Below are 26,026 nucleotides of genomic sequence, written 5' to 3' on the forward strand. Positions count from 1 at the left end.
AAATTTCCAAAAATCTCCGATCGGAGCGCTACAGAAGCGTAGCGCGCAGCTTCTCGCCCAGTAGAGCTGACTAGGAACTAGGAATTATTTATTTCTAATAATCCTGGTGGCGGCAAAATTTCCAAACGCCCTTTTTCAAGATCCACCATTGTCACAATATCTTTAACAAAAGGGATTAAAATAGTTGCTGGTTTAGTCTTTTTGAAACGAAATTTACGACGTTTACTTCGACGAGAAATATTAGCCAAATCAGTTTGTTTTGGGGGATATTTTTGTGGCCATTGCTCGTGTAATTGTACTTCTAATAAATCATTTCCTGCCGTAAAAACATCAATAACAAAACCAATATTTTTTCCATCTAACTGATTGTAAACTTCGAGATTAATTAGATCTGAAACGTGATATTCATCCTGAGCGAGTTGAGGGCGATCGCGTTTATTCACTAATAATTTACAACCTCTTAAATCTTCGGCTGTATTTCTATCTTCCACCCCAGCCAGTTGCACCACATAAACATTTTTTCCCGGTATTTCTCGTCCTTGTAGTAATTCAATTAATTGGGGTACGCTACTGTCTGGACGTTGCAGCCAGCGCATTCCCGGTTGTTCAAAACGTTCGGGAAAATCAGAATTGACCAGCACTCGCACTTCTCCTTTAATTCCTTGAGGAGCTACAATTGTGCCAATTTCAATTAATTCATCGGCTAATTGTTCGTTATTCATTGCTAATTTATTACTTTTATGTCCAATTAATTTATTGAGGTCATTTAAGCCTTAATCATCGAACTTTGATAAACGTGATTTGTCAATTCCGCTAAACGCTGCATTCCTGTAACAATTTCTTCATTACTAGCAGTCAGACTAATACGGAGACATTGATGTTTATGTTGCCAATTTTCTCGCAAACCAGGGAAGAAAGAACTACCGGGAACCGCAATCACTTCAAACTCTTTTAGCTGCTGATAAAATTCCCAGTCAGTTATCGGTAAATCTTGAAACCATAACCAAGCAAAAATCGCCCCTTCACCTAGATGTAAAAACCAAGGTATATCTTGGGACATAGTTTCTGACAGCGTAGCTTCTAAAACCGCGAACTTTTGCTGGTAATAAGGACGAATAATATTAATCGAAATATCAGCTAGTTTACCAGAGGCGATCGCTCTTGCCGCGATCGCTTGTCCATATCTTGGTGAATGAATACAAGCATTAGTCTGAAAAGATTCTAACACCTTGAGTATTTCCGGTTCCCCAATTGCCACCCCAATTCGTTCCCCAGGCAAGCCAGCTTTTGATAAACTCAGACAATGGACGATATTACCACCAAAAATCGGTGTCATTGACCTGAAATTCAGTGCAGGAAAAGGCGGCGCATAAGCAGAATCCACCAAAACTGGTACATTATAAGGTGCAGCCAAACTAGCAATTTTGCGTACTTCCGCATCAGAAAGTACATTACCTGTAGGATTACAGGGACGAGAAAAAATTACACAACCCGTCTTCTGAGTAATTTCCAATTGGCTAAAATCTGGGCGATACTTAAAACGATGGGCTTCCTCATCAAGATCGAGAGTAGGTTGATAAGCTATTACCGCATCCGGAGTTAAACTCACCCCACCATAACCAGTATAATCAGGACTCAGAGGTAAAACAACCTGCTTCAACTCACCATCAATAGTTTTACCACCAAAAGCATTAGCCGCATAAAAATAGATTGACTGCGACCCAGGAGTAATGAGAACATGGCGATCGCTCAACTCTAACCCATAACGACGATTAAAATCAGCAACAATTGCGGCAATTAAAGGTTCATATCCTTGAGAAGTACCATAACGACACACCACCTCACCATATTCGGGGGAAGCAAGTAACTCAGCCGTACAATCGCGCCACAATTGCTCAACCTCTGGTAAAATAACCGGATTACCAGCACTCAAATTAATAAATTCTCGTCCTTTACCAGCCCGTAAAGTTTCGATAATATCTTTCATAATCGCCCGGACTCCAGTTAAACTGGACATCTGGACACCAATTTGAGATAAAGCAGGTTCCATAAGCATTCCCATAAAATCCTTAACTTCGGCTTCTGAATATTTTCAGCCACCTTACCAATGTAGCCCCAAAATCACCGACCATTCAGACTAAGCCAAACTTGGTCTTCCTCTCCTTTGCGTCTTTGCGCCTTTGCGCGATCAAAAAATCATGATAACCTGGCAAATAGACTTTTATCGTCGTCCCCTCAAAAATGAAGCAGGAAAACCCATCTGGGAATTGCTAATTTGTAGCCCAGATGGTAACTTCATCTACGACGCTCAATGTAGCCAATCTCAAGCTAACTCAGACTGGCTAGTAGAACAACTACAAACAGCAGCAAAAGGAAATTTACCCAATCTTATCCAAGTATTTCGTCCCCAAAGCTTAAGTTTACTTAAGGCTGCGGGAGAAAAATTAGCTATTGAAGTAGAAGCTACCAGACGAGTTGCTGCTTTGAAAACTCAATTAAGCAAACGCGCTTCAGAATATGCCAACTTAGATAATTCTACAGGCGAAGTTTACCAACCGATCAAAATTGAACAACCGCCCCCGCAAGCTTTACCAGAAAACCTCTGGGGTGATGAATGGCGTTTTGCAGCAATTCCGGCTGGGGAAATTGAAGCTAAGTTTAAATCTTACCCCATACCTATTGTAGATTTACCTGATGCTCTTTTGCCGCTCAATCTCGGTATTGCTTCCACGGTGAAAATTCCGGGTGTGATTATTTATGGTGGCAGAAAATCGATGCAGTTAGCTTGTTGGTTAGCGGAAGCAAAACCTTTCGCGTTGAATTACATTCCGACGGTGGTGGGAGAGTCAGGAGGTTTAGTCTTAGAGACGGGATTGTGCGATCGCTGGATTGTTGCTACTTTTGAAGATACAGATGTAGCTAAGGCTGCTCCATTTTATCAACAACGTCAGCAAGCTAGCCAAGGATTACATTTTTTACTCGTTCAACCTGATGACTCTGGTATGACTTATACCGCTTTTTGGCTGCTACAAAACGAATAAAGAAATCTATTTCTGCCCATATCATATTTCGAGACTATTTTTTGGTGTTTGTCATAAAAATTATTTTTCTTAGGGAAGAGGAACTATTGGTAATTATTTAATTCCCTAGATAGATACATATACCTAATCAGAAATACTATTATTTTAGTCATAATAAATAAATTGTTTGAGGAAACAAAAATGGATAACAAAACCAAACCCACAAAACAAGTAGGGGCTGATGTAGACACTTACGACAGAAATATAGTTCCAGCCGAAACAGCAGCGCGAAAAGAACGGGAAAAAGAAAATTTCAAGCATCCACCGGAACACAAAAAAGCTGAAGACGAAGCTGGTGTAGAAACAACAGAAGGTTATACGACAGACAAAGAAGGTTTAACTAATAATTATCCGATTGAACCAGAAATGTATGTCAATAAACCAGGAGATATGCGCGAACAATAAGAAAGAAAAAAAGCTGCAAGAGTAGCAGATTTTCAAATATCAATGAGGATGAAGAAGGTAAGTTGACGATGACAGAAGATCGTCCCAGTAAGGGAGAAGTAAAAGTTGATAATTAGCTAATTTACTCGCTCCAATTTCGATTTTAGATTAACTGGCTTGGTTAGTCTAAAATCGAAAGCTTTTTCCTTGTTTATTTTAGCAGAGTAGAGTGATTATGAATTTGAATTACTTTCTTCTTGATTAGATTCAGTCTCATCTGAAATAATAAAATTTTCTTGTGTTTCATTTGAATCTAAAATTTCTTGAAGTATTTGTTTTAAAGTTTTATCAGGTGGGCGTTTAGCAAATTCTTCGTGGGTATAAATCCACACTAACACAATCATTCTTTCATTTTGATTGACTAAGTATATCAGTCTTCCTTGTTCAGATGCTCCTTGTAAATTAGGCATCTTGAAGTAATATTTTCTAAACTCCCATTCTCCTAGTTTGTTTAGTTTTTCTGGTATTATTTAATGTTCAGAACCTAAGAAAAAGGGATCGTTACTTAAATCTTTTATATCCACAAAGCTCAAACGTAGCCGTAAACGATGCTAAAATATCTAGGCATTCGGTGAAAATAAGGGAGAAAGTAGCGATCGTGACACAAGCAAAAATTGGTATAATTGGCGGTAGCGGTCTGTACAAAATGGATGCGCTCAAGGATGTAGAAGAAATAACTATCGATACACCTTTTGGTTCGCCATCCGACGCCTTAATTTTGGGAACATTAGCAGAAACTAGAGTAGCATTCCTCGCTCGTCACGGACGCAATCATCATCTTTCCCCTTCAGAATTGCCTTTTCGTGCTAATATTCACGCCATGAAGCAGTTAGGTGTAGAATACTTGATTTCTGCTTCGGCGGTAGGTTCCCTCAAAGAAGAGGTAAAACCTCTTGATATGGTAGTACCAAATCAGTTTATCGATCGGACAAAAAATCGCGTCTCCAGTTTTTTTGCTGAAGGAATAGTCGCTCATATTGCTTTTGCTGACCCAGTTTGCAACAATTTAGCTCAAGTAGTTGCTGAGGCTGTGGCTAGTTTAAATTTACCTGACGTTACTTTACATCGTGGCGGTACTTATGTGTGTATGGAAGGTCCAGCTTTCTCCACTAAAGCTGAGTCTCATCTTTATCGTAGCTGGGGTGCGACAATTATTGGTATGACTAATTTACCGGAAGCGAAGTTAGCTAGAGAAGCAGAAATTGCTTATGCGACATTAGCTTTGGTGACAGATTACGATTGCTGGCATCCCGACCACGATAGCGTTACAGTGGAGATGGTGATTGCTAATCTCCAACGCAATGCAAGTAATGCTCAAAAAGTAATTCTGGAAACAGTGAAGCGTTTGAGTGAAAATCCCCCATCATCCGACGCACATTCAGCCTTGAAGTATGCGATTTTGACTCCTCTGGAAAAAGCTCCGGCGGCAACTAAGGAAAAATTAGCGCTATTGTTGAAGAAGTATTTGTAAGCCGTGTTTTTCTTCTTTAGCGAGAAAAAGTGCTGATTTGATACTGATAAAATTTAGCAGTAAGTACGCCAGCTAATATTTCGATCCATAAAAACTAACTTTTGTCAAGGTTCTGATGAATATTCTCACCAATTTACTTTTTTCCCAAAGTCAAACCGCAAGCAAACCAAGCAAACCAAGCAACGAAAATAAAGCACCCAGGATTAAAAAGAAACGTCGCGGGATTGAAATTAAATCCGATCGCGAAATCGAAATTATGCGTCAATCGGGTAAAATTGTCGCTACAGTGTTGAAAGAAATCTCGGAAATGGTGGAACCGGGAATGACAACCGCCGATTTAGATGCTTATGCAGAAAAGCGGATTCGCGAAATGGGTGCAACACCTAGTTTTAAAGGCTATGGTGGCTTTCCTGGTTCGATTTGTGCTTCGATAAATAACGAAGTTGTACATGGAATTCCTAGCCCGAAAAGTGTAATTCGTACCGGAGATTTATTGAAAGTCGATACTGGTGCATATCAGCAAGGTTTTCACGGTGACTCTTGTATAACGATCGCGGTAGGGAAAGTTACTCCTGACGCAGCTAAGTTAATGGAAGTGGCTGAAAAAGCTTTGTATCAAGGAATTGATCTTGTAAAAGCGGGAAATTATTTACTCGATATTGCTGGGGCGATCGAAGATTGTGTAAAAACTCATGGTTATAGTGTAGTAGAAGATTATACAGGTCATGGTGTCGGACGTAACTTGCATGAAGAACCTGCGGTATTTAATTTTCGCACCCGTGAGTTACCCAATGTGAAGTTGCGTCAGGGAATGGTTTTAGCCATTGAACCAATTTTAAATGCCGGATCGAAAGTTACTAGGGTACTTAGCGATCGCTGGACTGTGGTGACAGTAGATAATTCATTATCAGCACAATTTGAGCATACTGTATTGGTGACAGCCGACGGTTATGAAATCTTAACCGATCGTAGTAAAGTTTAAAAAAAAGCCCCTCTAAGGGTGACAAGCTTAGAGGGGATAACAGATCAGAGTGCATTTACCTTATATTTATACCTAAGACAAGCGAGATCGATCCGGAATATTTAGCCGCAAAATTTATTGTCTCGGAAATCGGCGATCGCTATTTGAATAAGCCATGATAGTACAGTAATTTAGGGAATTAAGCATGGCTGAATCAATTGTTAAGTTAGTTGACGAATTACCCACAGGTGGAATTACCGTTTCCGTCTTACGAGCATTAGATTTTATCGTTCCCGGAGAGTGGGATAATCTAGTTGGCTTTGAAAATACAATTCGTGCAGTTACCGGGAAAACCAAGTCGAAAAAAATTGACAAGATCCGCGATCGCGCCTTAGAACTATATCAGGACGAAGCAAACGGATATCAACGCGCCGTCTGGCTTTATCAAACCGCCGACAACGCCGACGCAGCAATGGGTACAGCAGCAATGGCGAATAAAGTTAGCGAAAAAATTGGCTTTCTCGGCTTCTTAAACAAACTTACACCCAAAGCCGACACAATTCAATCAGTGGATTTAGGTTTAAAAATAGTTGTCGAGTTAGTTGCTTTTTGCAAAATGAACCAACTTCCACCTTACAGTATTGCTGAATTTGCTGGTGCTTTACCAAACTACAACCACGAAGCAATTATGCGCATGGCAGCATTAATTTGCTTTGATGGTTTAATACCCCTCGGTCCCGACTTTATCCAAACTGCGGGTAGAACTATTTCCAGCTTAAGCCCAGATCGCTTAGAACAAAATACCGTTTTCAAACGTATTGGCGGTTTAATTCCCGGAGACGGCACTTCTGGTAAACTCAGCTTTATCAACCAAAGTTTTGATGCAGTTAAAGGTTGGATGAGTAGTTTAGTCAACTCGCGAGGCTTGAGTTCCACAACTATTCTCCGCCATTTAGAAGGATTTGTCGAAGTTTCCGACGATAAATTAGATTACGTCGCAGCTTTCCTAGATATGAGTACCAATTATTACGAGCATACCGGAATTCAAACCGTAGCGCGTCGCTTAATCGCACAAGCCGCCGCAGAAGTTTGACTACTCCCCTCCCTCCGCGTTGCTAAAGGGAGGGGATTCACAAGTAGTTCTCTTTCCTCTTGCAGGCACAGTCAAGTTGCCTCTAGACGCTCAATATGTTGACATATAGCCGCATATATTGCGCTTACTTTTTTGAGTTTTATGCTTTCAAACATCCATCACTCAGCTAGTTTAGTACGCTCCTCGCTCTGAAGAAAGCTGGCAGTGGTTTAGTCATACTGCCGTTAGAGCCAATCTAACCGTTGTTTCTTACTTACCGGGATTTCGACCTACTAGAGCGAAGAATCACGTAGATTTTCGTTTTACTATCAACTATTGTACTAACTTTCTAGTTTCTTTTCAATCAAAGTCGCCGTAGAACAGCGAGGCTTTAAACCCATTTTTTTTGGTAAAATTTTGCTGCCAGGATACGCAATCGGGAACTATTGTAGAATCTGTCTCGGTCTGATATTTTTGGAGTGGAATCTTTTGTTTGCTAGAGAGGAGAAAATTATGGAACCTCTAGGTCACGTTCATAACGCAATAGCATACGAAGAACGAGTTGCACCACTGCAAATTGAACCATTGCGCGTTCCTCGGAACTTCAAAATGAAAAAAATGACCAGTCTGGCTGCGTTAACGGCGATCGTTGTTTTCGGTGGTTTTACTACCGTCGTCGCTTCCAGCGTTACCACTTACAATATTAGTTCTGTCCAGCAACAGCCTGCAAATTTCTAGTCAATTGGTTTTCCTTCTCAAAGATTTCACTGGCAAATCTTACCCCTAGTGTCGTTGCTAGGGGTTAATTTATTTTAAGTTTGTTAGTTATTTTCAGACTGTTGTGCTACTCGGCGCACTGTATCTAAGTCTAACTCTAATCGCTGAGATATTTGTTCGATGCTTAAGCCCAACTCTAGCAATAAAGGAATCATCGCTAGCTTAGTTTCGAGTTTACCTTCTTGACGACCTTCTTCTTTAGCTTCTTGGTAAACTCTAGTTTGTTTTAAATCACTTAATCCTAGCATCGCTTCAACTTCCTCCCGACTTAAAGTGGGAAATTTATAAACGACAATTGTTTCTATTAATTGTATAACTCGTTGCTGTTGTTGAGCATCAGGAAATTGTACTGTTGCGCGATCGAGTAATTGTCGTGCGCGAATGGGGGTTTGTTGCTCGCTGGTGACAACTAATTGTATAATTCCTAAACCGAGCGATCTTTCTGTAGCACTAGCGGGTAGTTCATCCAGGTAGATGCGCTGTAAGCGAGTTTGTACTAGTTCCTGATAGCGAGGGTGAACGGTGACCGAAAATCTTGGGTTTCAAGCCCCGTCCTTTAGCGAAGCGGAGGACGGCTTTTTGTTGCTATTTTGGGTTGAATCTGCTACCATTTTGATACTAGCGTGGTCAGGATCAAATGTTGGTCTTGGAGTACAAGGTTAAGCCAAAGCCACAACAAGTAGCTGCCATTGAAGAGGCGATTCGGACAAGTCAGTTTGTGCGAAATAAAGTGCTTCGCTTCTGGATGGACAATAGAGGTGTAGGTAAAGCTGAACTCTTTAGATACAACACAGCATTAAGAAATGAGTTTGAATTTGTCAAAGACTTAAACTCCCATGCTTGTCAAACTGCGGTTGAAAGAACACTGAGAGCAATTACTCGCTTTTACGAGAATTGTAAACAACAAAAACCAGGAAAAAAGGGCTATCCAAAGTTCAAGAAGCACTCACGCTCTGTAGAGTACAAAGTTTCGGGTTGGAAGTTGGATGAAAGCACCAAGAAGCATATCACCTTTACCGACAAAAAAGGAATAGGGAAACTAAAACTAATTGGTTCTAGAGACATTCAATACTTTCAGCCAGAGCAAATTAAACGGGTCAGAATTGTCAGGAGAGCAGACGGATATTATGTCCAATTTTCCATCAAATTAGACCCCAGAGATACCGTAAAACCTTTAACTCCTACTCAGAAGGCTGTAGGAATTGATGTGGGTTTGAAGTTTTTCATTGCTGATAGTCAGGGGAATACAGAAGTAGTTCCTCAATACTATAGAAAAGCAGAAAAACATCTTAATAGACTCAACCGCAGAAAATCAAATAAGTACCGCAAAGGCAAAAAGCCACAGTCCAATAATTATCACAAAGCGAGACAGCGATCTGCCAAAAAGCATTTAAAAGTAAGTAGGCAACGAGAAGAGTTTGTCAAGAAAGTGGCACTCCGTTTAATCCAATCTAACGATTTGGTCGCCTATGAAAATTTGAATGTCAAAGGCATGGTGAAGAATCGTCGTCTAGCTAAATCGATAACGGACGCAGGATGGACAACTTTCCGTCAATGGTTAGAATACTTTGCAGACAAATATGGGAAATTAGCCATTGCTGTTCCTCCCCATAATACTTCTCAAAACTGCTCCAACTGTGGAGAGAAAGTAGAAAAATCTCTATCGACGAGAACTCATGTTTGTCATCATTGTAGGTTTGTTTGCGACCGGGACTGGAACGCGGCGATAAACATTCTGCAAAAAGCTTTATATATCGTGGGGCGCACGAAAATCTACGCTTCAGGAGAAACTTCCTCTTGGTTGGTTGGAGAAATCCTGTTAGCCAACGAAGATTCGTTGAATGAAGAATCCACGTCCTTATAGGGCGTGGAGCGTCAACTCCAGGGCAATAAAATTATAGGTATCTGGGTTAGTATCTGGTTTGCCAATTAGTTCAAAAAAGAAACTGGGATATTCTTTCAGTAATTGGTAGAAGAGGGTATCAGTTTTCACCTTTTTTGCTATCAAGAAAAATTCTTTTCTCAGTTTATAGCAATTGATGTTTAGGCGCTCGAGACCTGAGAAATTCTCAGAATTTAGCTGCCAAAATTCGCTATTTTTGAGAGCAAAGTCAACTTGGTGTGAAGATTTCGCTAGTTGTTAAGCAGAGTAAAAATAAACCATTTTTAAGTTTTGGCTTGAATTTTAAATAATTTGTTTTTAGATTGCTCAAAGTTACCGAATCGGCTTAGAATTAAGCCTAAAGACAAAATCATAGCTGAGAAAACTCAAAGCCTAAAGGAAATTAACAAATTATGGTTCAACGTCCGATTATTCTTGGTATTGTCGGCGATAGTGCTGCCGGAAAAACCACCCTGACAAAGGGTATTGCTCAAGTATTAGGTGAGGAAAATGTTACGGTTATTTGTACAGATGACTATCACTGTTACGATCGCCAGCAAAGAAAGGATATAGGTATTACTGCTTTGCACCCAGATTGCAATCACTTGGATATTATGCAACAGCATTTATCTTTATTGCGAACAGGTCAACCGATCCTAAAACCAATTTACAATCACGATACGGGTAAATTCGATCCGCCAGAATACATTAAAGCGAAGAAGTTTGTAATTGTGGAAGGATTGTTAGGTTATTATACGCGAGCAGCAAGAGACTGCTATGATGTCAAAGTTTATCTAGCACCTCCAGAAGCTTTACGCGCAACTTGGAAAATTAAACGCGATACCCGTAAGCGAGGTTATACTGAAGAGCAAGTTTTAGCAGCGCTACAAAAGCGAGAACCTGACTCAGAACAGTTTATCCGACCCCAACGTCAGTGGTCAGATGTGGTCGTTACTTTTTACCCCCCCAGCGATCGCGCTGAAGAAATTGATGGACGTTTAAATGTACGCTTGGTCTTAAGACCAACTATTCCTCACCCTGACTTGATTAGACTTTTTGAAGATCAAACTCCCGAAACTAACTCTCCTGTACGTTTGGGACTCGATCGAGATATGGGTAAACCTGTAGATATCTTAGAAATTGACGGTAAAGCTACGAAAGAACAAGTTCGAGATTTAGAAAAAATACTTTGTTCGGAAGTACCTACTTTAGAAAATGTTTGTCGGGTCGATAGCGAAATTGAAATTGGTAAGGTGACAGGTACTACGGGCGAAATTCTCCAAAGTTATCCTCTTGCTTTGACGCAATTATTAATCACTTATCATATGCTCAAAGCTTCTTCTCTCTATCAAAAGTAATTTTGACCAGTGAATCATATCTGGTCAAACAAAAAAATTTGCTGAGTTATGACCAGATTTGCTGGAAAAATAGTGAAGCTGATGTTAAATCTGGTTCAGCTTTTTCATGAAAATATCATTGAAGTCGAGAAATTAGCTAAATTAAATCAATAAGCCGTTAGCAGTAACCAGCTAACGACCGATTTAAGTTAAACAAATGAGTAACTAATTTAATCTTTGGTTATCAAACCGAGAATTCTTCGATTCGGGAAAAGACTGAATCGATTTTTCCGGTACAGATACTGCGGCTTTCGGGATTTCCACAGCAGGTTGATTAATCGCTACCATTAAAGGCTCAGCAGTAGTCTCAACTTCTGGAGACTGAGCTAACCGAGGTAAAGGCGAATAAGCACCTGGTAAAACTCCGGACACTGCACCCACAAAAAGTGCAGCGATCGCCCCTCCACCCCAACAAGCAATTTTTTGCCAATGGCGCCGATCGATTTTGCGGAATACTTGCCGATTTATTTCCTCAGTAGCTTGGGTTGCTTTAGGTACAGGTAGAGTTTGTATTCCGTGACGTATTTTGAGCAGTCGGGAATATAATTGTTGTGCCTTCGGGTCGTGGTCAAGCCACTCAAGCACTTGTTTGCGTTCTGTTGCTGTCACCTCGCCATCGAGAAAAGCACTTAATAACTCGAAGCGATCGCGCTCTTGATTGTTCATTTCTACTTTTTTAGCCTTGTGCTGCTCAATTGGTTTGAGTTGATTGCGGTCAGAATTCATGGTTCCCTCACCACTTCCCGATGCTATTTTCTCAGATCTAATCCTCGAACAACAGTTCTTGAGAGCAGAGATTTTGGCCGATCATTCCTCCAAGTAATTTTGCAGCACTGTTTGCAGTCTAGCTCTAGCTCTAGCGATTCTCGATTTAACTGTACCGAGAGAAACTCCAGTGATTTGAGCGATTTCCTCATAAGCCATGCCTTCAATTTCTCTTAAGACAATGGTAGTACGGAAAACTTCTGGCAAATCAGCGATCGCTACTTGTAGTTGCTCGTAAAATTCTCGCGTAGTCAAGTTTTCGTCAGGACTAGGCAGATCTGAGGCAATTTCCCAGTCCATTTCCCCATCGCTCATAATGCGAGGTGCGTCTAAGGATAAGGGATGAGCTACTCGTTTGCGTTTGCGTAGTTCATCATAAAACAAATTGGTAGCAATGCGACTTAACCATCCCTTAAACTTAACTGGTTCTTTTAGTCGTTTAATGTTGCGGTAAACCCTAATCCAGACTTCTTGAGCAAGATCGGCGCGATCTTGCCAATCTGGAGCCAGATGGTACAAAATCTTTTCTACATGAGATTGATACCTTTGCAGTAGTTCAGCAAAAGCAGCGCGGTCAGGTTTGATTCCTTCTTGACAGCGCAAAATCAAATCATAGTTGGAGAGTTTTTCGGGAGACACCAATTTTTGAGGTGCGTTTACCTCAACTGTTGACCAGGTTGCAGAAATAGATTGACTCATTGTCTAAGAAGGGACTCGCTCTAAGATTGCTCTTTAATTAAAGACCCTTCGATGGCAAAATAGTTCCCGGAATTAGTAAAGTTCCTCTTCAATTAAAAGTTTCCGGAAGAATTTTTCTGTTCGTAGTTAGGGGCATAGGCTTTGAGTAAGTTACTTACCTGTTTGAGCATATCACTTCCTTGACCGAGTATCTGTCGTCCTTCGTTGGGACGATCCAAGTTACGAGCGATCGCTTCGTTGACTTGTTCGCCAATTAACTCTTGTAAAGTTTCTTTGGCTCGTTCTCGTTGGAAGTTAGCTCCTTCTTCTGTGGTTGCATATAAAGGAGGTAGTCGATTTAGTGCATAAGCAGCAATATCTCCTACATCGAGGACGCGATTACTCGTAGCTTCAATTTCTGCGACGCGAGCGATCGCTTCACTCAATACCAATTCTTCCATGACATTGATAAACTGTTTGCGTGGTACCGCTACGACTTCTCCTGTCAATAACGCTCCCATCAGTCGATCTAAAGCCATATACTCTTCGATCGACAGTTCGCTGGCTGTATCGCAGATTCTTCCTACCTCTGCTTCCATTGCAGGGGTTAAGTATCCGTCATGTAAAGCTTGTTCGACAATTTTTTCTATACTCATTTTTAATTGGAATTAGCAGTCTTCAAGATCGAGATCGGGCTTAACTTTTTTCATCTTTCCTTAAGTTTCGGAAAAAATCCTTAAAACAAAAAAAACTTCACGAAAACTTAAGGGGGACTAGGGATTAGGGATTAGGGATTGGGGACTGGGGAGTGGGGTTTTTACTGCATCAGTGAACAGTTGGGAGGACAAGGAGAACAAACCGATCGGGTGCTAATCCCACGTCCCTAATTCCCAGTCACCAATCCCCTATTCAACACCCTCAAACCTCCAGGGAACCGGATCTACTGCTTCTCCGTGAACGTAAAGACCCCAGTGTAAGTGGGGACCTGTAGAAGCGCCAGTAGAGCCGATCGCGCCGATTCTTTGACCTGCTTGGACGAAATCTCCCGCAGCCACGTCAATCCTACTTAAATGTAAAAAAATACTTAGAACCCCTTGACCGTGGTCAATACCTATGGTATTTCCATGAACTCGAAAGCCTTCTGCTTCTCTACCAATTAAAGCGACTCTTCCCGCCGCAGGTGCAACTACTGGCGAACCGTAGCCACCTGCATAGTCTACACCGCGATGATAGTAATCTTGAGCAAATACACCATTGTAGTAGCGACGGACACCAAAAATTGAAGAGATTCTGCCATTATTAGGTTTGAGAAATGCCCCATTCCAGTATTTTTCCGGCGTTACCAGTTGTTTAAAAGCTGCTACTTCGTTAAGTTCCTTTTCCGTCGCCGAACTATTACTGCTACCAGAAAGTGTAATTCGTTGAGTAGGAAACGATCGCGATCGCAACGAAACGGCTAAATTACTAACTTCTCCATCGCCTCTAACCTGGATTGTCAATCTCCCAGGTCGATCTAAAGGCGTAGTTGGCAATAAAGCTCGATAACGATTCGATTCTAAAGCAAAAGCCGGATATAATCTATCTCCCATTGAGACAGTTGGTGGTGAATTTGCTGTCTCGGTTTCGATCGTTACCGAAATAGTATCCCCTAACTGAGGACTTTCTGGTTTCAGTTGCACCTGCAAAGCTTTTACTGGTGCTGCTAGGACGACTATACTAGCAGCAATACCGATTAAAGGCGCAGCTTTGAACCAGCTTTTTGTCGAAATAGTTTGTTTTCTTGGCATAAACTTACCTTGCTGCTTTGGAAATTTCTGCCCAAAGCCATGCCTGAAAGGGTTTTGCTTTGAGTAGTGTAGTCTTATTTTGGCGATCGCCGGCTCCTTCAAGCTGAAATTTTAGCCAAAAACTCATCGCAGCTAAAGTCATCTATCTTGCGTGAAAATCAAAGAATAACTAGCACTAGAGTAGCACGCCGATCAACTCTTCTTGGCATGGGGAAATTATTCTTGAGGTACCAGATAAGCGATCGCCGTTCGCCAAATCAACATCTGCTGTTGTTCGCTGTTCATCAGACAAAGACACTCTGGGTCTTGCCAAAGAATCTTACCCGTTAAAATATCATTGGTAATCAGTTTAAGATGAACTTGCTTTTCGTCTCTGATATAACCTTGAATATAACGAGTACCGGGTAAATGAGTATCTAATTGAGTCATAATCTAATCTTAACTGTCAAAATAATTGCTCGTTTGTACACCTATAGCTTAACCTTTGGACAAAGCTCGGAGAGAGTTGGATGGAAATTCAGTTTACCAAGTATCACGGACTAGGCAACGATTTTATTTTGCTTGATAATCGACACTCATCACAACCAATGGTGACGCCAGAGCAAGCCATCAAGATCTGCGATCGCCATTTTGGGATCGGTGCTGATGGGGTTATTTTTGCCTTACCTGGACAAGATGGCGCTGATTATACAATGCGTATCTTTAACTCGGACGGTTCTGAACCGGAGATGTGTGGCAATGGTATCCGTTGTCTGGCTAAATTTATCGCTGAACTTGAAGGTACAAATCAACCGGGTAAATCTTATCAAATTCACACTCTCGGTGGCATGATGGTTCCTCAACTGACCGCCGAAGGACAAGTAAAAGTAGATATGGGAACGCCTAAACTCACTGCGGTCAAAATTCCTACCACAATTTGTCCTCCTGAAGAAAAAGTAATTAACCAATCTTTAGACGTAGCTGGAAGCACTTGGACTGTTACCTGTGTCAGTATGGGAAATCCTCACTGCATCACATTTATAGATAATGTCGATGACATTCCTTTAGAAATTGTCGGTCCTCAATTTGAACATCACCCGGCTTTTCCTCAGCGCACTAATACCGAATTTATTCAAGTAATCAGCCCAAATTACCTCAAAATGCGAGTTTGGGAACGAGGTGCAGGTATAACCCTCGCTTGCGGTACTGGCGCTTGTGCTTCTGTGGTTGCTGGAGTATTAACTAACAATAGCGAAAACCTCTGTAGTGTCGAACTTCCGGGCGGAATCTTGACAATTAATTGGTCGGAAATAGATCGGCGAGTTTATATGACAGGACCAGCAGAAAAAGTCTTTGTCGGAAATTATCTCGCCGATGTTGGTAATTAATCAACTAATTTGAGGAAAAATAGACACAAAGCTTTGAACTTCTGACTTGGGCATAGTCAGAATTGCACCCAAGACTGATAGCTTCAAACTAAAAGCGCATCAACCAGTAAGAAAGGGGGAATCTTTTGTGAGTGGCGGTATATATTTGATCCAGGGCGATGACCAACTGGTTGAAATGACTGAGAAACCTTATGACTCAGAAGCACTTCTACAAGATTTGCTAGAAAAATATCCTAATTTGTTAGCTGTAGACCAGTCAGACAATGGCGTACCAAGGCGTTGGTTACTCGTTAAACGCAAAATTGGGCTTCCTGCGGAAGATTTAGGACAAACTAGGTGGTCGCATAATCATTTGTTTCTCGACCAAAATGCAATTCCGACTTTGGTAGAAGTCAAAAGTAATGATGACTCGCGCTTGCGGAAAGAAGTTATTGGTCAGATGATCGAATACGCTGCAAATGCTGTGGTTTATTGGCCCGTAGAATCAATTTTGGCGCAGTTTGAATCTAATTGTCGAGATCTCAATCGCGATCCAGAAGCGGTGTTTGAAGATTTTCTGGGTGCTAATACTGATGAAGAACATTTTTGGCAGCAAGTTAAAACTAATTTACAAGCAGGGAAAGTGCGCTTGGTTTTTGTGGCGGATCATATTCCGACCGATTTACAGCGTGTGGTGGAATTCCTGAACAAGCAAATGGACCCGGCTGAGGCGATCGCTGTCGAAATTAAACAATATGTCTCTGCGGAAAATGGTTTGAAGACGCTTGTTTCTAAAGTTATCGGTCGCACGGCGGAAGCACAACAAAGAAAAGCTAGCACAACTCGCGAAAGAAGGCAATGGGACGAACATTCTTTCTTCTCGGAATACGAACTTCGCTATGGCGATGATGAAACTCTGTTGGTTCAGAAAATCTATGAATGGGTAGTTTCCTATACGCCAGATTTACAAGTTCAGTGGGGAATAGGAGATATTAATGGCGGTTTTGCTGCTAAACTTAATTTGAAAAATAGAAGAGAAAAATCCTACGAACTTTTCTTTGTGGGGATTGATGGTACTCTGCAAATTTCTTCTTCTACTTACGCGAATATGCCACCTTTTAATTCTCACCTCGAATGGCAAGAATTAAGAAATCAATTCAGTTCTATTGGTTTAGCACTTCCTTCCGATCCCACGGAAAGAAGATTTCCTAATTTCCAACTTTCTACTTTAACTGATGAATATGGTCTCGAACAAGTTCTCTCAACCTTTGATTGGACTGTTAGCAAAATTAGATCGAATCTAACTTCATAGCTAGTTTTGATTGGTCATTAGCTATTGGTTGATAACGAGAAATGAGCAAAAATAAGTTCCTTGTCGGTTCGCTATTATTTGTCTTTCTTTTTCTATTAACGCTGTTGGCGATCTTGGTAAATTATCACTTAAATCAACCGCAGTTTATGACTTCTGCTACTCAACTTTTGAGCGATCCTTTTTTACAATTACCTACTCCAACTTCGGTGCGAGTTGTTTGGTTTACTGATTTTCCTGGTAGCCGTCATGCTGTTAATTATGGAGGTAGATTGCAGCAAACTACTCCCGCATTTACGACGAAGTTATCTCGCATTCGTGAAGACCAAAAATCGCGAGTTGGTAGTCAAACTGAAGATGGTCAAATTTATCCCCAACCCGTACCGCGAGATATTTGGCGACATGAAGCAACAGTTACAGGTTTAACTCTTAGGAAAAAAGTTCCTTATCAAGTCATAAGTTGGCGCGAAAATGGCGAGGAAATTAGTAGTGGAGTGTTTTCTCTTTCTCCTACACCTCCACCAGGAAGTAACTTAAAAATTTTGTTAACTTCCGATCATCAACTGAAGCCAATGACAGCCGCGAATTTGCAAAAGGTAGCAGAAACAATTGGTCAGGTTGATGCTATTTTTATGGCTGGTGATTTAGTTGATATTCCCGATCGCGCTTCGGAATGGTTTGATGATAATCGCGGTTGTGCTTTTTTTGCTTGTCTTCAAGGTCGCGGTAATTATTTACTAGAAAAAGAAGGTATAGTAACAGTATATCATGGTGGCTCATTAATTCAAAATGCACCAATTTTTCCGGCAATTGGCAATCATGAGGTGATGGGAAGATACTCCAGTAAGCGAGATTTGAATTATCAATTTAATGACCCTCATCCTCTTTCGGTAGCGGAAAATTATTATCAGTTAGCAGCCGCCCAAATTAATCCTCGTCAAGATCCGTTAGTTAAAGAAGCATGGTTGAAAGCTAATTCTTTTAATACTGATACTTATGAAGAAATTTTTACTTTGCCGACGAATATTTCGGGACAAAATAAATATTATGCGGTTACTTTTGGGGATGTGCGTTTAATTTCATTGTTTGTGACAAATATTTGGCGATCGCCAACTTTGGAGGATTGGGCTGTAGGTAGATATCGCGAACGCACGCAAGATTTAAATCATCCGGAAAATTGGGGCTACGGACAGCACATTTTTGAACCAATTGTCAAGGGTAGTTCGCAATATAATTGGTTAGAAAAAGAATTAGCAAGTCCAGAATTTAAGCAGGCGAAATATAAAGTAGTTATGTTTCACCATCCCGCTCATACTTTGGGCGATAATATTGTTCCTGCTTATACAGATCCGCAGCAAATTATTGAGTACGATCAAAGTGGCAAAATTAAATCAATTCGCTACGAATATCCTTTAGGAGAAGATTACATTATTCGCGATCTAATTCCTCTGTTGGAAAAGGCTAAAGTTGATTTAATTTTCTATGGTCATTCTCATTTATGGAACCGTTTTGTTAGTCCGAGTGGCATGAATTTTTTAGAATCTTCTAATGTGGGTAACACTTATGGTGCTTATCTCGGCGAGCAAAAGCGACCGATACCATCAGGATATCGAGAAAAATATGTAGCAGTTGGCGACCCAAATCAATTAGAAGCAATAGTACCAACTATTGACCCTTTATTAGCTGAAAATAACCAGTCGCTACCGTATATTGCAAGTAACGATATTACTGTTTTTAGTATTTTGGATACAGGAAAAGGAACAGTAAGTAGTTACCGTTTTGATACTCGCAAACCTAACTCAGAAGTTGTTAAGTTTGATGAGTTTAGTCTCAATAAGTAGTTGATGAGGAGGAAAAATAATCTTCCGGGGAAATTACCAAGATTTTGCTTTAATTTCACCTACTGGGCGACTGAATTTATGAAGAAGATCGCGTAGGTCAAAATACAAGTATACCAGCGAGCAAGATGCTCGCACTACAGTATTTAACCATTTAGTAGCGCGATCGCGCCATCACTTCCAGGTCATTTACGCTGGCTTAGACGAGGGAAAGGTGAGTCAATTTGGTTAACCAAGATTGCCATGGGAATCATCGGCAGCATCGGGAATAAACAAATTAGCCACTGATTCCAGGTTAGGGGTGCGGTTTCAAAGAGGACATTCATCAGTCCCCACTGGCTAAACACCACTTGAAGAACAACCGCAGCAGCAATTCCGCCCAAGAGAATAGGTGCATTGGTGATAGTTCGAGACTTGCGACTCAGGTAGTTAATCAAGCTAATTCCCAATTGACTGATACTCAGCAGGTAGATAATCCGCGCAGCGACCAAAGCTTGAATCGCCATCGTACGGGCAACAGTAACATCTCCGGTGTTGGCTTTCGCCCATTCAAAGATGCCAAAAATCAGAATCCAGTTAAACACAGAAACGGCTAAAATTCGGCGTAATAACTTCGGTGTAAGCAAGGGTTCATTGGGACGACGGGGAGGCTGTTGCATTGTCCCTGGAGACTTGGGTTCAAACGCTAGGGGAACAGTCATGGTTAGAGAGTTGATCATATTCAGCCACAGCACTTGGATAGCAAGAATCGGTAAATCCCGGGCTAGGAAAGCACTGATCAGAATTGTCATAGATTCCCCGCCATTCACGGGTAAGAGAAAGGCGATCGCTTTCCGCAAATTTTGATAAACGGTGCGTCCTTCTTCTACTGCCGATTCAATCGAGGCGAAATTGTCATCGGTAAGCAGCATATCCGCCGACTCCCGTGCTACTTCGGTTCCCCCTTTCCCCATCGCAATGCCAATATCCGCTTGTTTCAAGGCTGGCGCATCATTCACCCCATCCCCCGTCATGGCAACGATTTCACCTTTGGACTGGAGGGCTTCCACCAATTGTAGCTTTTGGGCAGGAGCAACCCGAGCAAACACCGAGCCATCTTCAACCGCCTGAGCAATTTGGCGATCATCCATTTGTGCGAGTTGCTGCCCCTCAAAGGCTAAAACCTGTCCTGCGGTTTGAATTCCCATGCGCTGGGCAATTGCCCGTGCTGTGGCAATATGATCCCCAGTAATCATCTTGACCTTAATTCCGGCAGACTGACAAGTATGGACAGCAGCGATCGCTTCAGGGCGAGGTGGGTCAATCATTCCCTGCAATCCCAGAAACACTAAACCCGTTTCCAAGTCATCGTGGTCAACGGTATGCTGATGGTGAGAGACTTCTTTTTGGGCAAAGGCGAGTACCCGTAATCCTTGAGCTGCCATCTTTTCAACCATCTGCTTAATCTCGGCTGAGTCAAGGGCAGTAGGTTGACCTTCCTGATTCATCATCTGGGAACAACGACTTAATAGTGCCTCTACAGATCCCTTCACATAAATAATGCGAGACACCTCATTATCATGTAAGGTTGCCATATACTGATACTGAGATTCAAAGGGAATGGAATCTAAGCGGGCTTTTGAAGCAGATAGTCCTGATTGACTTAGACCCACTTTAGTCGCAGCAGTAATCAACGCCCCTTCCGTTGGGTCTCCCACCACTGACCATCCTTCCTCTAGTCGTTTTAATTGGGAGTCATTGCAAAGTAACCCTGACACCAGACAAGCTTCTAAGGCGGGGGGTAATTCATCCTCCAAGGGCGTTTCCGAGGAGTCACCCCCGATTAAACTCAGTTCTCCTTTCGGACTGTAACCACTTCCACTAACGCTATATTCTTGTCCCCCAGCATAAATAGCTTGGACAGTCATTTGGTTTTCCGTCAAAGTGCCAGTTTTGTCCGAACAAACCACCGTAGCACTACCCAATGCCTCCACTGCGGGAAGTTTACGAATAATAGCGTGACGACGTGCCATGCGGTTAACCCCAATGGCTAAGGTAATCGTAACTACTGCGGGGAGTCCTTCGGGAATGGCACTCACAGCTAAAGCCACCGCCGCCTCAAACATATAAAGCCAAGATTCTCCTTGTGCCAAGCCAATGACAAAGGTTAGGGTTGCTAGGGCTAAAATGACATACAGTAGGGTACGACTAAATTTAGCGAACTTACGAGTTAAGGGCGTAGTGAGGCTAACTCGGCTTTCCATTGATTTAGAAATTTGCCCTACTTCTGTGGCATTGGCAGTAGCAACCACAATCCCTCTCCCCTGTCCAAAAGTAACGAAACTTCCCGCGTAAGCCATATTGATGCGTTCGGCTAGGGGAGTATCTGGAGGTAGGGGTTGGACTGATTTCTCGACGGGAACAGATTCTCCCGTTAGTGCTGACTCATCTACCTGTAAGTTACGCACCTTCAGCAATCTCAGATCGGCGGGAACTTTATCGCCTGATGTTAGTAACACCACATCCCCCGGTACTAAATCCCGTGAAGGAATTCTTAGGGTTTGTCCCTCTCGTAGTACCGTCGTTTCGGTGGTGACAGCTTTAGCAAGGGATGCGATCGCGCCTTCGGCTTTGGCTTCCTGCACATAGCCAATCACGGCATTGATTACCGTCACCCCCCAGATCACTGCTGCATTCGTCCACGATCCTAGGAATGCTTTAACTCCCCCGGCAACTAAGAGAATATACAGGAGTGGCTGATGAAATTGTAAGAGAAATCTGAGCCAAGCGGGTTTCCCCGGCTTAAATTGTAGTTCATTCCAGCCATAGGTTTCATAACGACGGGCAACAGCTTCTGCGGTTAAACCAGTCTCTCCATCGCTATCGAAATCAGCTAAAACGTCTTGAGCCGAAAGTTGATAAAATGAACGCGACTGTTGCTGCACTGGCATCAAACTCTCCAATGGGTTAGAGGTAACTTAAACTGATAAATAAAAAACCTTTATAACCTGTAGCTCAGTTAAATTTAACCTATGTTTACAACAAAAATAATAGATTTAAAAAAAATTGTCCGACTACTTATTACTTTAATAATTAAGCATAGTAAGTTCCAGTATCATCAATTTTCCCTTGGTGAATTAGCTTAGAATCAACATGAATTTCTCCAGAATACGAAGATCCAAAATCGCTAAAGCTAATTTCCGCCCAACCGTCACTACCAGTGCGTGCTGTCCTCACACCACCCGATCCTAATGAACCGAAAACACCTGGCATTGCTGCTTTAATCCAGACTTTTACATTGGACTTACCTACATAAATTCTTGGCATAAGTTAACCCTCTAAAACTTTATGTTTAAATATAGCATAAACTTTTTGAGTTTGATTTAAGTAGAGCAGGTCTAGAATATCGAATTAGGGCGATCGCGAAACCGCGAAACTAAACATTAATCGCTACGGAAAAAGTTAATACAGTTTCGTCGATTCCCTTCAGCTTGAGAGGAGTACACTTAGTAATTTCTCGATCGTCAAGGTAATCAGCCACAGTAGCAGAAACGAGAATATTATCTGGATCGGTAGCTTCTTGAAGTCTCGCAGCAATATTAACCGCCGGACCGATCGCCGTATAATCAGATCTACCTTCACTACCAAACATTCCCACCACCGCGCTACCTTGATGAATACCGCAACGGAATTGAACCAAAGGCGGTTTACCTTCACCTCCAACAATACCTTGTTCTTGCCAACGTTGATTGAGTTTTTCCAGAGAGGAATACATAGCCCTTGCTGAAGCGATCGCGCGTCGGATTTGTTCGTGGGCTGGTAATTCTTCAGGAGCACCAAACAAAGCGATAATGGCATCACCCATAAATTTATCTACTGTACCGCCATTAGCAAAAATCGCTTCACTCATCGCTTCAAGATATTCATTGAGTAACTGAGCAATGCGACGCGCGCGCAAAGTATTCGACAATTGCGTAAATCCGACAATATCGCTAAATAAAATTGTCACCAAACGAGGTTCCGGACGCAAATCTAACTCCAGTTTCCCAGTCGCCGCAGATTTTACCAGATCTCTAGGCAAAAATCGCTTCAACACAGCTTCCGTGAGGTATTCATTGAGTTGTTGAACTCTTCGCTCATTTTCCTTCAGCGCTAGTAAATTGCGTACCTCAGCTAATAACTCGCGATCGTTAAAAGGTTTAGATAAATAAGCATCTGCACCTTGCTCCGTCCCCGAAATACGACTTGTTTCATCAGCTTTCGCTGTTAGTAAAATAATCGGAGTTCCCTTCAAATCTTCATCAGCCCGGATTGTTGCAATTAGTTCTAATCCAGAAACTAGCGGCATCATGAGATCGGTAATAATCAACTGGGGACGACGCATCTGCGCAACCTCAAAGCCACTCGCGCCATTTTTAGCGGTACAAACTCGATAACCTGCTTCCCGCAGAATTCCCCCGACATAAGTACGCAAATCGGGATTATCATCAACCACGAGAATTAAAGACGAGTTTTCTGCAACTAAGTTATCTTCGTCAGTAATCTGTTCAATTTCAGTTCCCGTTTCCAGATCCAATAATTCAGTTTCCAAATCTGCTAATTCTACCGTTGCACGAGCCGCTTGCACTTCGGTATTAACTTCCAATACCATATCCAGTGGTAAATGAGCGGTTCCGGTTTGCAGCCAAACGGTAAAAGTAGAACCTTGTCCCGGAAGAGATTCAACGGAAACTTGTCCACCGTGGAGGTTAACTAATTCTTTGACTAAAGCTAATCCCAAACCACTACCTTCGTAAGAACGATTAATCGAACCTTCAGCTTGACGGAAACGGTCAAATAAATGGGGAATTTGACTGGGTGAAATTCCAATTCCGGTATCTTTAACTTGAAGTCGCACGTGATCTCCAGCCGGTTCGAGAAAGACAGAAATTGTTCCTCCAGCTTCGGTAAACTTCATCGCGTTGGAAAGCAAGTTGTAGAGAACTTTATCAAATTTTTCCACATCCAGATAAACGCGAGGACAACTTTGAAGATTAGTGTCGAGATTTAAATCTTTTTTCTGACAGTAAGGACGAAAAGTTTCGACAATTTGCTCGGTAAATTCCAAGAGATTGCAAGGGCGAAAACTTGCTTGCATTCGCCCAGCATCGAGGCGTTGCAAATCGAGTAATTGATTAACCAAACGCAGCAAACGACGACAATTACGCAGCGCGATCGCGGCTTGTTCGGGTGGCATTCCTTGTCTATGGTTAGCGGCGGCTTCCAAAGGACCGATAGTTAAAGTGAGGGGAGTGCGAAATTCGTGGGAAACATTTTGGAAGAATTCAGTTTTTTGACGGTCTAATTCCAACAAACGTTCGGCTAAAGAGCGAGTTTTTTGGTAGAGACGCGACTGTTGGACAGCGATCGCTGCTTGGGAAGCTACAGCTTGAGCTAAGTCAATATCGGCATTACTCCAACGTCGAGCGCGATTATTTTGGCGTAAGGAAATACTACCAATAATCTTGCCATCAACAATGAGCGGTACTAATAGCAAAGCACGAGTTGGCGATCGCAGAGGCAAATCGAAACCCTGCATTTCTGGAGAAGACTCCATATCTTGTAACACTACTGGCTGTTGGGTACTAATTAATTGTTGCAATACAGGATTGCCAGTAATGGGAACATAAGATTGCGGCAATTGCGATCTGGCATTTTGCTTAGTCCCGAAATCTTGAGACTTAACTAAATTTTGCCGATTTTCCTTTTTTAAATACTCAGGTAAATTATTTTTGCTCTTCTCTTGGTTAAACTGCGAGCGATCGTCAGATTCCATGTCAAATTCAGCAACAGAAAACCCGGAATCAGTAGTCGCATCGTACAAACCTACACATTGGACATATTCATCTGATTCTGTCCACAGCGATAAAGCACAACCATCCACTTCTAAAGCTTGTCCGAGTTGAGTAGTAATCGCGGTAAAAATTTCCTGGGGGTCGAGGGTAGAACGAATCGCTGTAGTAATTGTATTCACCAAAACTTCCCGTTTCGCCAAAGCTTTAACTTGCTCATAAGAACGAGCTTGAGCGATCGCTAAAGCGGCTTGATCGGCTACCATTACTGCTAGTTGAATTTCATCATCTTCCCAAACTTGAGGTTGTCCGCATTTATGCAAAGCCAGAACAGCCATTAATTCAAGCTGAAATATGAGCGGTACAATCAAACTCGAGCGAATATTTGCTCGTTGATAAGCTTCTCGACGCTGTTGAGTTTCCGGGTGATTATTTTCCCAACAGTTTTCTGGAGAAACTTCATCCTCAGATAAAGCATGACCTCCTTCAGCTTCCACATCATTAATAACTTCAATATCTTCAGTTTCCCAAACTGTCAGAGCAAGAATTTTGGCTTCTATCGTCGGAATTCCCGCTTTTTGATAAACAAAACTTTGTTCGTAACCAAGTAAAGGTTGGGAACCAGAACGCAACAAACAAATGTCTACCTCCAACATATGACCAATAGTATTCACAATAGTTTGTAAAACTTGGCGTAAGGGCGAATCTCCAAAACGTCCATATTGGGCATTTCTAATTGTGTTTGTCACCGAGTTAAGTAAAGACTCCCGACGCAACGCCCTACCTAACTCTTCAGTTCGTACCTTCAAAACATTGTGAGTATCTAGAGCTTGACGTACTACGTTTTTTAGTTCCTCAGCTTGCCAAGGTTTTGTAACAAACTTAAATACTTTACCTGTATTAATCGCCTCAACCAAATCCTCAACATCGGTATAGCCAGTTAAAATAATGCGGATAATATCAGGATATTGGACGGCGGTGAGACTAAGAAACTCCGTTCCCGTCATTTCTGGCATTCTTTGGTCAGAAATAATTACCGCCACTTCTTCTTCACAAGCGAGAATTTCTAATGCAGCAGGACCGCTTTCTGCTCTGAGGACTTTATATTCTCGATGGAATGTCCGATAAAGCAGATCGAGGTTGTCTGGTTCATCATCGACAATCAAAATTTTCGGTTTTCTACTGCTGTTTTGGGATTTCATTTATGCACCAGTCTCCTGCTGCAATTGTTCGTCTTGAGTAATTTGGTTGATTTTCATCTTTTATTCGGCACAATCTACTGTGACAGATAATTTTTCCACAGAGTAATAACCAGAAAAATTTGTTTTCCATCACAATTCCGAAAAACTAAAATCAAAAATGATGACGTGCGTTAAATGAGTTTCAGGGTGATTCTCCTAATGGTAGCC

The 26,026-nt window shown here is 41.8% G+C and carries 24 protein-coding genes and 1 pseudogene; 11 read left to right on the plus strand and 14 right to left on the minus strand.

Going from position 1 to position 26,026, the window contains the following annotated elements; all coding sequences use genetic code 11:
- Positions 1-77: 77 nt before the first annotated feature.
- Positions 78-722, minus strand: coding sequence for a ribosome maturation factor RimM (gene rimM, locus G3T18_RS16100; RefSeq protein WP_224411595.1), 645 nt, complete (start codon positions 720-722; stop codon positions 78-80).
- Positions 723-766: 44 nt separating this feature from the next.
- On the minus strand, positions 767-2,050 hold the full coding sequence (locus G3T18_RS16105) for a valine--pyruvate transaminase (protein ID WP_224411634.1): 1,284 nt from the start codon (positions 2,048-2,050) through the stop codon (positions 767-769).
- 148 nt (positions 2,051-2,198) lie between these two features.
- Here G3T18_RS16105 and G3T18_RS16110 point away from each other — a divergent pair, with 148 nt between their 5' ends.
- Complete coding sequence (locus G3T18_RS16110; protein ID WP_224411596.1) at positions 2,199-3,041, plus strand: Tab2/Atab2 family RNA-binding protein; 843 nt, start codon at positions 2,199-2,201, stop codon at positions 3,039-3,041.
- 180 nt (positions 3,042-3,221) lie between these two features.
- Positions 3,222-3,485: a hypothetical protein gene (locus G3T18_RS16115; protein ID WP_318013988.1), complete on the plus strand. Its 264-nt coding sequence runs from the start codon at positions 3,222-3,224 to the stop codon at positions 3,483-3,485.
- Between the two features lie 212 nt (positions 3,486-3,697).
- On the opposite strand, the gene G3T18_RS16120 is transcribed toward G3T18_RS16115, so the two are convergent.
- Positions 3,698-3,934: a hypothetical protein gene (locus G3T18_RS16120; protein WP_224411597.1), complete on the minus strand. Its 237-nt coding sequence runs from the start codon at positions 3,932-3,934 to the stop codon at positions 3,698-3,700.
- A gap of 188 nt (positions 3,935-4,122) precedes the next feature.
- Here G3T18_RS16120 and G3T18_RS16125 point away from each other — a divergent pair, with 188 nt between their 5' ends.
- The 4 genes from G3T18_RS16125 (at position 4,123) to G3T18_RS16140 (ending at position 7,766) form a co-directional block, all read left to right on the plus strand.
- On the plus strand, positions 4,123-4,995 hold the full coding sequence (locus G3T18_RS16125) for an S-methyl-5'-thioadenosine phosphorylase (RefSeq protein ID WP_224411635.1): 873 nt from the start codon (positions 4,123-4,125) through the stop codon (positions 4,993-4,995).
- Between the two features lie 115 nt (positions 4,996-5,110).
- Positions 5,111-5,977 (plus strand): type I methionyl aminopeptidase, encoded by an 867-nt coding sequence (gene map / locus G3T18_RS16130; RefSeq protein ID WP_224411598.1) that lies wholly within the window; start codon positions 5,111-5,113, stop codon positions 5,975-5,977.
- Positions 5,978-6,161: 184 nt separating this feature from the next.
- Positions 6,162-7,049 carry a hypothetical protein gene (locus G3T18_RS16135; protein ID WP_224411599.1) on the plus strand — a complete coding sequence of 296 codons (888 nt, stop codon included), beginning with the start codon at positions 6,162-6,164 and terminating at the stop codon, positions 7,047-7,049.
- A gap of 492 nt (positions 7,050-7,541) precedes the next feature.
- Positions 7,542-7,766 carry a hypothetical protein gene (locus tag G3T18_RS16140; RefSeq protein WP_224411600.1) on the plus strand — a complete coding sequence of 75 codons (225 nt, stop codon included), beginning with the start codon at positions 7,542-7,544 and terminating at the stop codon, positions 7,764-7,766.
- An 83-nt stretch (positions 7,767-7,849) separates the two neighbouring features.
- Here G3T18_RS16140 and G3T18_RS16145 read toward each other — a convergent pair.
- Positions 7,850-8,314, minus strand: a pseudogene (locus G3T18_RS16145) (Rpn family recombination-promoting nuclease/putative transposase); the annotation flags it as partial.
- Between the two features lie 128 nt (positions 8,315-8,442).
- On the opposite strand from G3T18_RS16145, the gene G3T18_RS16150 reads away from it, so the two are divergent.
- Entirely contained in the window at positions 8,443-9,669 is a 1,227-nt protein-coding gene (locus G3T18_RS16150) for an RNA-guided endonuclease InsQ/TnpB family protein (RefSeq protein ID WP_224411601.1), read from the plus strand.
- Here the strand turns inward: G3T18_RS16150 and G3T18_RS16155 are convergent.
- Entirely contained in the window at positions 9,664-9,798 is a 135-nt protein-coding gene (locus G3T18_RS16155; RefSeq protein WP_224411602.1) for an Rpn family recombination-promoting nuclease/putative transposase, read from the minus strand. The genes G3T18_RS16150 and G3T18_RS16155 overlap by 6 nt on opposite strands.
- 302 nt (positions 9,799-10,100) lie before the next feature.
- On the opposite strand from G3T18_RS16155, the gene G3T18_RS16160 reads away from it, so the two are divergent.
- Positions 10,101-11,045, plus strand: a complete 945-nt coding sequence (locus G3T18_RS16160; RefSeq protein WP_224411603.1) for a phosphoribulokinase — start codon at positions 10,101-10,103, stop codon at positions 11,043-11,045.
- A 204-nt stretch (positions 11,046-11,249) separates the two neighbouring features.
- On the opposite strand, the gene G3T18_RS16165 is transcribed toward G3T18_RS16160, so the two are convergent.
- The 6 genes from G3T18_RS16165 to G3T18_RS16190 all read right to left on the minus strand — a co-directional run bounded on the left by G3T18_RS16165 (position 11,250) and on the right by G3T18_RS16190 (position 14,743).
- On the minus strand, positions 11,250-11,810 hold the full coding sequence (locus G3T18_RS16165; RefSeq protein WP_224411604.1) for an anti-sigma factor family protein: 561 nt from the start codon (positions 11,808-11,810) through the stop codon (positions 11,250-11,252).
- An 81-nt stretch (positions 11,811-11,891) separates the two neighbouring features.
- Positions 11,892-12,548 carry a sigma-70 family RNA polymerase sigma factor gene (locus G3T18_RS16170; protein WP_224411605.1) on the minus strand — a complete coding sequence of 219 codons (657 nt, stop codon included), beginning with the start codon at positions 12,546-12,548 and terminating at the stop codon, positions 11,892-11,894.
- A gap of 92 nt (positions 12,549-12,640) precedes the next feature.
- A complete protein-coding gene (locus tag G3T18_RS16175) occupies positions 12,641-13,183 on the minus strand; it encodes a late competence development ComFB family protein (protein ID WP_224411606.1) in 543 nt (180 codons plus the stop codon).
- 249 nt (positions 13,184-13,432) lie between these two features.
- The gene (locus tag G3T18_RS16180) at positions 13,433-14,314 is read right to left on the minus strand and encodes a M23 family metallopeptidase (protein ID WP_224411607.1); all 882 of its coding nucleotides are present in this window, start codon (positions 14,312-14,314) and stop codon (positions 13,433-13,435) included.
- 4 nt (positions 14,315-14,318) lie between these two features.
- Positions 14,319-14,456: a hypothetical protein gene (locus G3T18_RS16185; RefSeq protein WP_224411608.1), complete on the minus strand. Its 138-nt coding sequence runs from the start codon at positions 14,454-14,456 to the stop codon at positions 14,319-14,321.
- Positions 14,457-14,530: 74 nt separating this feature from the next.
- Positions 14,531-14,743 carry an Hfq-related RNA-binding protein gene (locus G3T18_RS16190; protein ID WP_224411609.1) on the minus strand — a complete coding sequence of 71 codons (213 nt, stop codon included), beginning with the start codon at positions 14,741-14,743 and terminating at the stop codon, positions 14,531-14,533.
- Positions 14,744-14,823: 80 nt separating this feature from the next.
- Here G3T18_RS16190 and dapF point away from each other — a divergent pair, with 80 nt between their 5' ends.
- The 3 genes from dapF (at position 14,824) to G3T18_RS16205 (ending at position 18,810) form a co-directional block, all read left to right on the plus strand.
- A complete protein-coding gene (dapF, locus tag G3T18_RS16195) occupies positions 14,824-15,681 on the plus strand; it encodes a diaminopimelate epimerase (protein ID WP_224411610.1) in 858 nt (285 codons plus the stop codon).
- Between the two features lie 127 nt (positions 15,682-15,808).
- Positions 15,809-16,972, plus strand: coding sequence for a hypothetical protein (locus G3T18_RS16200; protein WP_224411611.1), 1,164 nt, complete (start codon positions 15,809-15,811; stop codon positions 16,970-16,972).
- Between the two features lie 41 nt (positions 16,973-17,013).
- Positions 17,014-18,810, plus strand: coding sequence for a metallophosphoesterase family protein (locus tag G3T18_RS16205; RefSeq protein WP_397333960.1), 1,797 nt, complete (start codon positions 17,014-17,016; stop codon positions 18,808-18,810).
- Between the two features lie 182 nt (positions 18,811-18,992).
- Here the strand turns inward: G3T18_RS16205 and G3T18_RS16210 are convergent, their stop codons facing one another.
- The 3 genes from G3T18_RS16210 to G3T18_RS16220 form a co-directional block, all read right to left on the minus strand.
- Positions 18,993-21,737, minus strand: a complete 2,745-nt coding sequence (locus G3T18_RS16210; RefSeq protein ID WP_224411612.1) for a cation-transporting P-type ATPase — start codon at positions 21,735-21,737, stop codon at positions 18,993-18,995.
- A gap of 142 nt (positions 21,738-21,879) precedes the next feature.
- Complete coding sequence (locus G3T18_RS16215; RefSeq protein WP_224411613.1) at positions 21,880-22,113, minus strand: hypothetical protein; 234 nt, start codon at positions 22,111-22,113, stop codon at positions 21,880-21,882.
- Positions 22,114-22,222: 109 nt separating this feature from the next.
- Positions 22,223-25,819 (minus strand): response regulator, encoded by a 3,597-nt coding sequence (locus tag G3T18_RS16220; RefSeq protein ID WP_224411614.1) that lies wholly within the window; start codon positions 25,817-25,819, stop codon positions 22,223-22,225.
- Positions 25,820-26,026 lie beyond the last annotated feature (207 nt).

Origin of the sequence: Oscillatoria salina IIICB1, from assembly GCF_020144665.1 — a bacterium.
Lineage (GTDB): Bacteria > Cyanobacteriota > Cyanobacteriia > Cyanobacteriales > SIO1D9 > IIICB1.

Bases quoted from the DNA above. Each gene is read 5' to 3' on its own strand.
- rimM (WP_224411595.1), bottom strand. From the start codon at position 722: ATGAATAACGAACAATTAGCCGATGAATTAATTGAAATTGGCACAATT.
- G3T18_RS16105 (WP_224411634.1), bottom strand. From the start codon at position 2,050: ATGGAACCTGCTTTATCTCAAATTGGTGTCCAGATGTCCAGTTTAACT.
- G3T18_RS16110 (WP_224411596.1), top strand. From the start codon at position 2,199: ATGATAACCTGGCAAATAGACTTTTATCGTCGTCCCCTCAAAAATGAA.
- G3T18_RS16115 (WP_318013988.1), top strand. From the start codon at position 3,222: ATGGATAACAAAACCAAACCCACAAAACAAGTAGGGGCTGATGTAGAC.
- G3T18_RS16120 (WP_224411597.1), bottom strand. From the start codon at position 3,934: ATGCCTAATTTACAAGGAGCATCTGAACAAGGAAGACTGATATACTTA.
- map (WP_224411598.1), top strand. From the start codon at position 5,111: ATGAATATTCTCACCAATTTACTTTTTTCCCAAAGTCAAACCGCAAGC.
- G3T18_RS16135 (WP_224411599.1), top strand. From the start codon at position 6,162: ATGGCTGAATCAATTGTTAAGTTAGTTGACGAATTACCCACAGGTGGA.
- G3T18_RS16140 (WP_224411600.1), top strand. From the start codon at position 7,542: ATGGAACCTCTAGGTCACGTTCATAACGCAATAGCATACGAAGAACGA.
- G3T18_RS16150 (WP_224411601.1), top strand. From the start codon at position 8,443: ATGTTGGTCTTGGAGTACAAGGTTAAGCCAAAGCCACAACAAGTAGCT.
- G3T18_RS16160 (WP_224411603.1), top strand. From the start codon at position 10,101: ATGGTTCAACGTCCGATTATTCTTGGTATTGTCGGCGATAGTGCTGCC.
- G3T18_RS16165 (WP_224411604.1), bottom strand. From the start codon at position 11,810: ATGAATTCTGACCGCAATCAACTCAAACCAATTGAGCAGCACAAGGCT.
- G3T18_RS16170 (WP_224411605.1), bottom strand. From the start codon at position 12,548: ATGAGTCAATCTATTTCTGCAACCTGGTCAACAGTTGAGGTAAACGCA.
- G3T18_RS16175 (WP_224411606.1), bottom strand. From the start codon at position 13,183: ATGAGTATAGAAAAAATTGTCGAACAAGCTTTACATGACGGATACTTA.
- G3T18_RS16180 (WP_224411607.1), bottom strand. From the start codon at position 14,314: ATGCCAAGAAAACAAACTATTTCGACAAAAAGCTGGTTCAAAGCTGCG.
- G3T18_RS16185 (WP_224411608.1), bottom strand. From the start codon at position 14,456: ATGACTTTAGCTGCGATGAGTTTTTGGCTAAAATTTCAGCTTGAAGGA.
- G3T18_RS16190 (WP_224411609.1), bottom strand. From the start codon at position 14,743: ATGACTCAATTAGATACTCATTTACCCGGTACTCGTTATATTCAAGGT.
- dapF (WP_224411610.1), top strand. From the start codon at position 14,824: ATGGAAATTCAGTTTACCAAGTATCACGGACTAGGCAACGATTTTATT.
- G3T18_RS16205 (WP_397333960.1), top strand. From the start codon at position 17,014: ATGAGCAAAAATAAGTTCCTTGTCGGTTCGCTATTATTTGTCTTTCTT.
- G3T18_RS16210 (WP_224411612.1), bottom strand. From the start codon at position 21,737: ATGCCAGTGCAGCAACAGTCGCGTTCATTTTATCAACTTTCGGCTCAA.
- G3T18_RS16215 (WP_224411613.1), bottom strand. From the start codon at position 22,113: ATGCCAAGAATTTATGTAGGTAAGTCCAATGTAAAAGTCTGGATTAAA.
- G3T18_RS16220 (WP_224411614.1), bottom strand. From the start codon at position 25,819: ATGAAATCCCAAAACAGCAGTAGAAAACCGAAAATTTTGATTGTCGAT.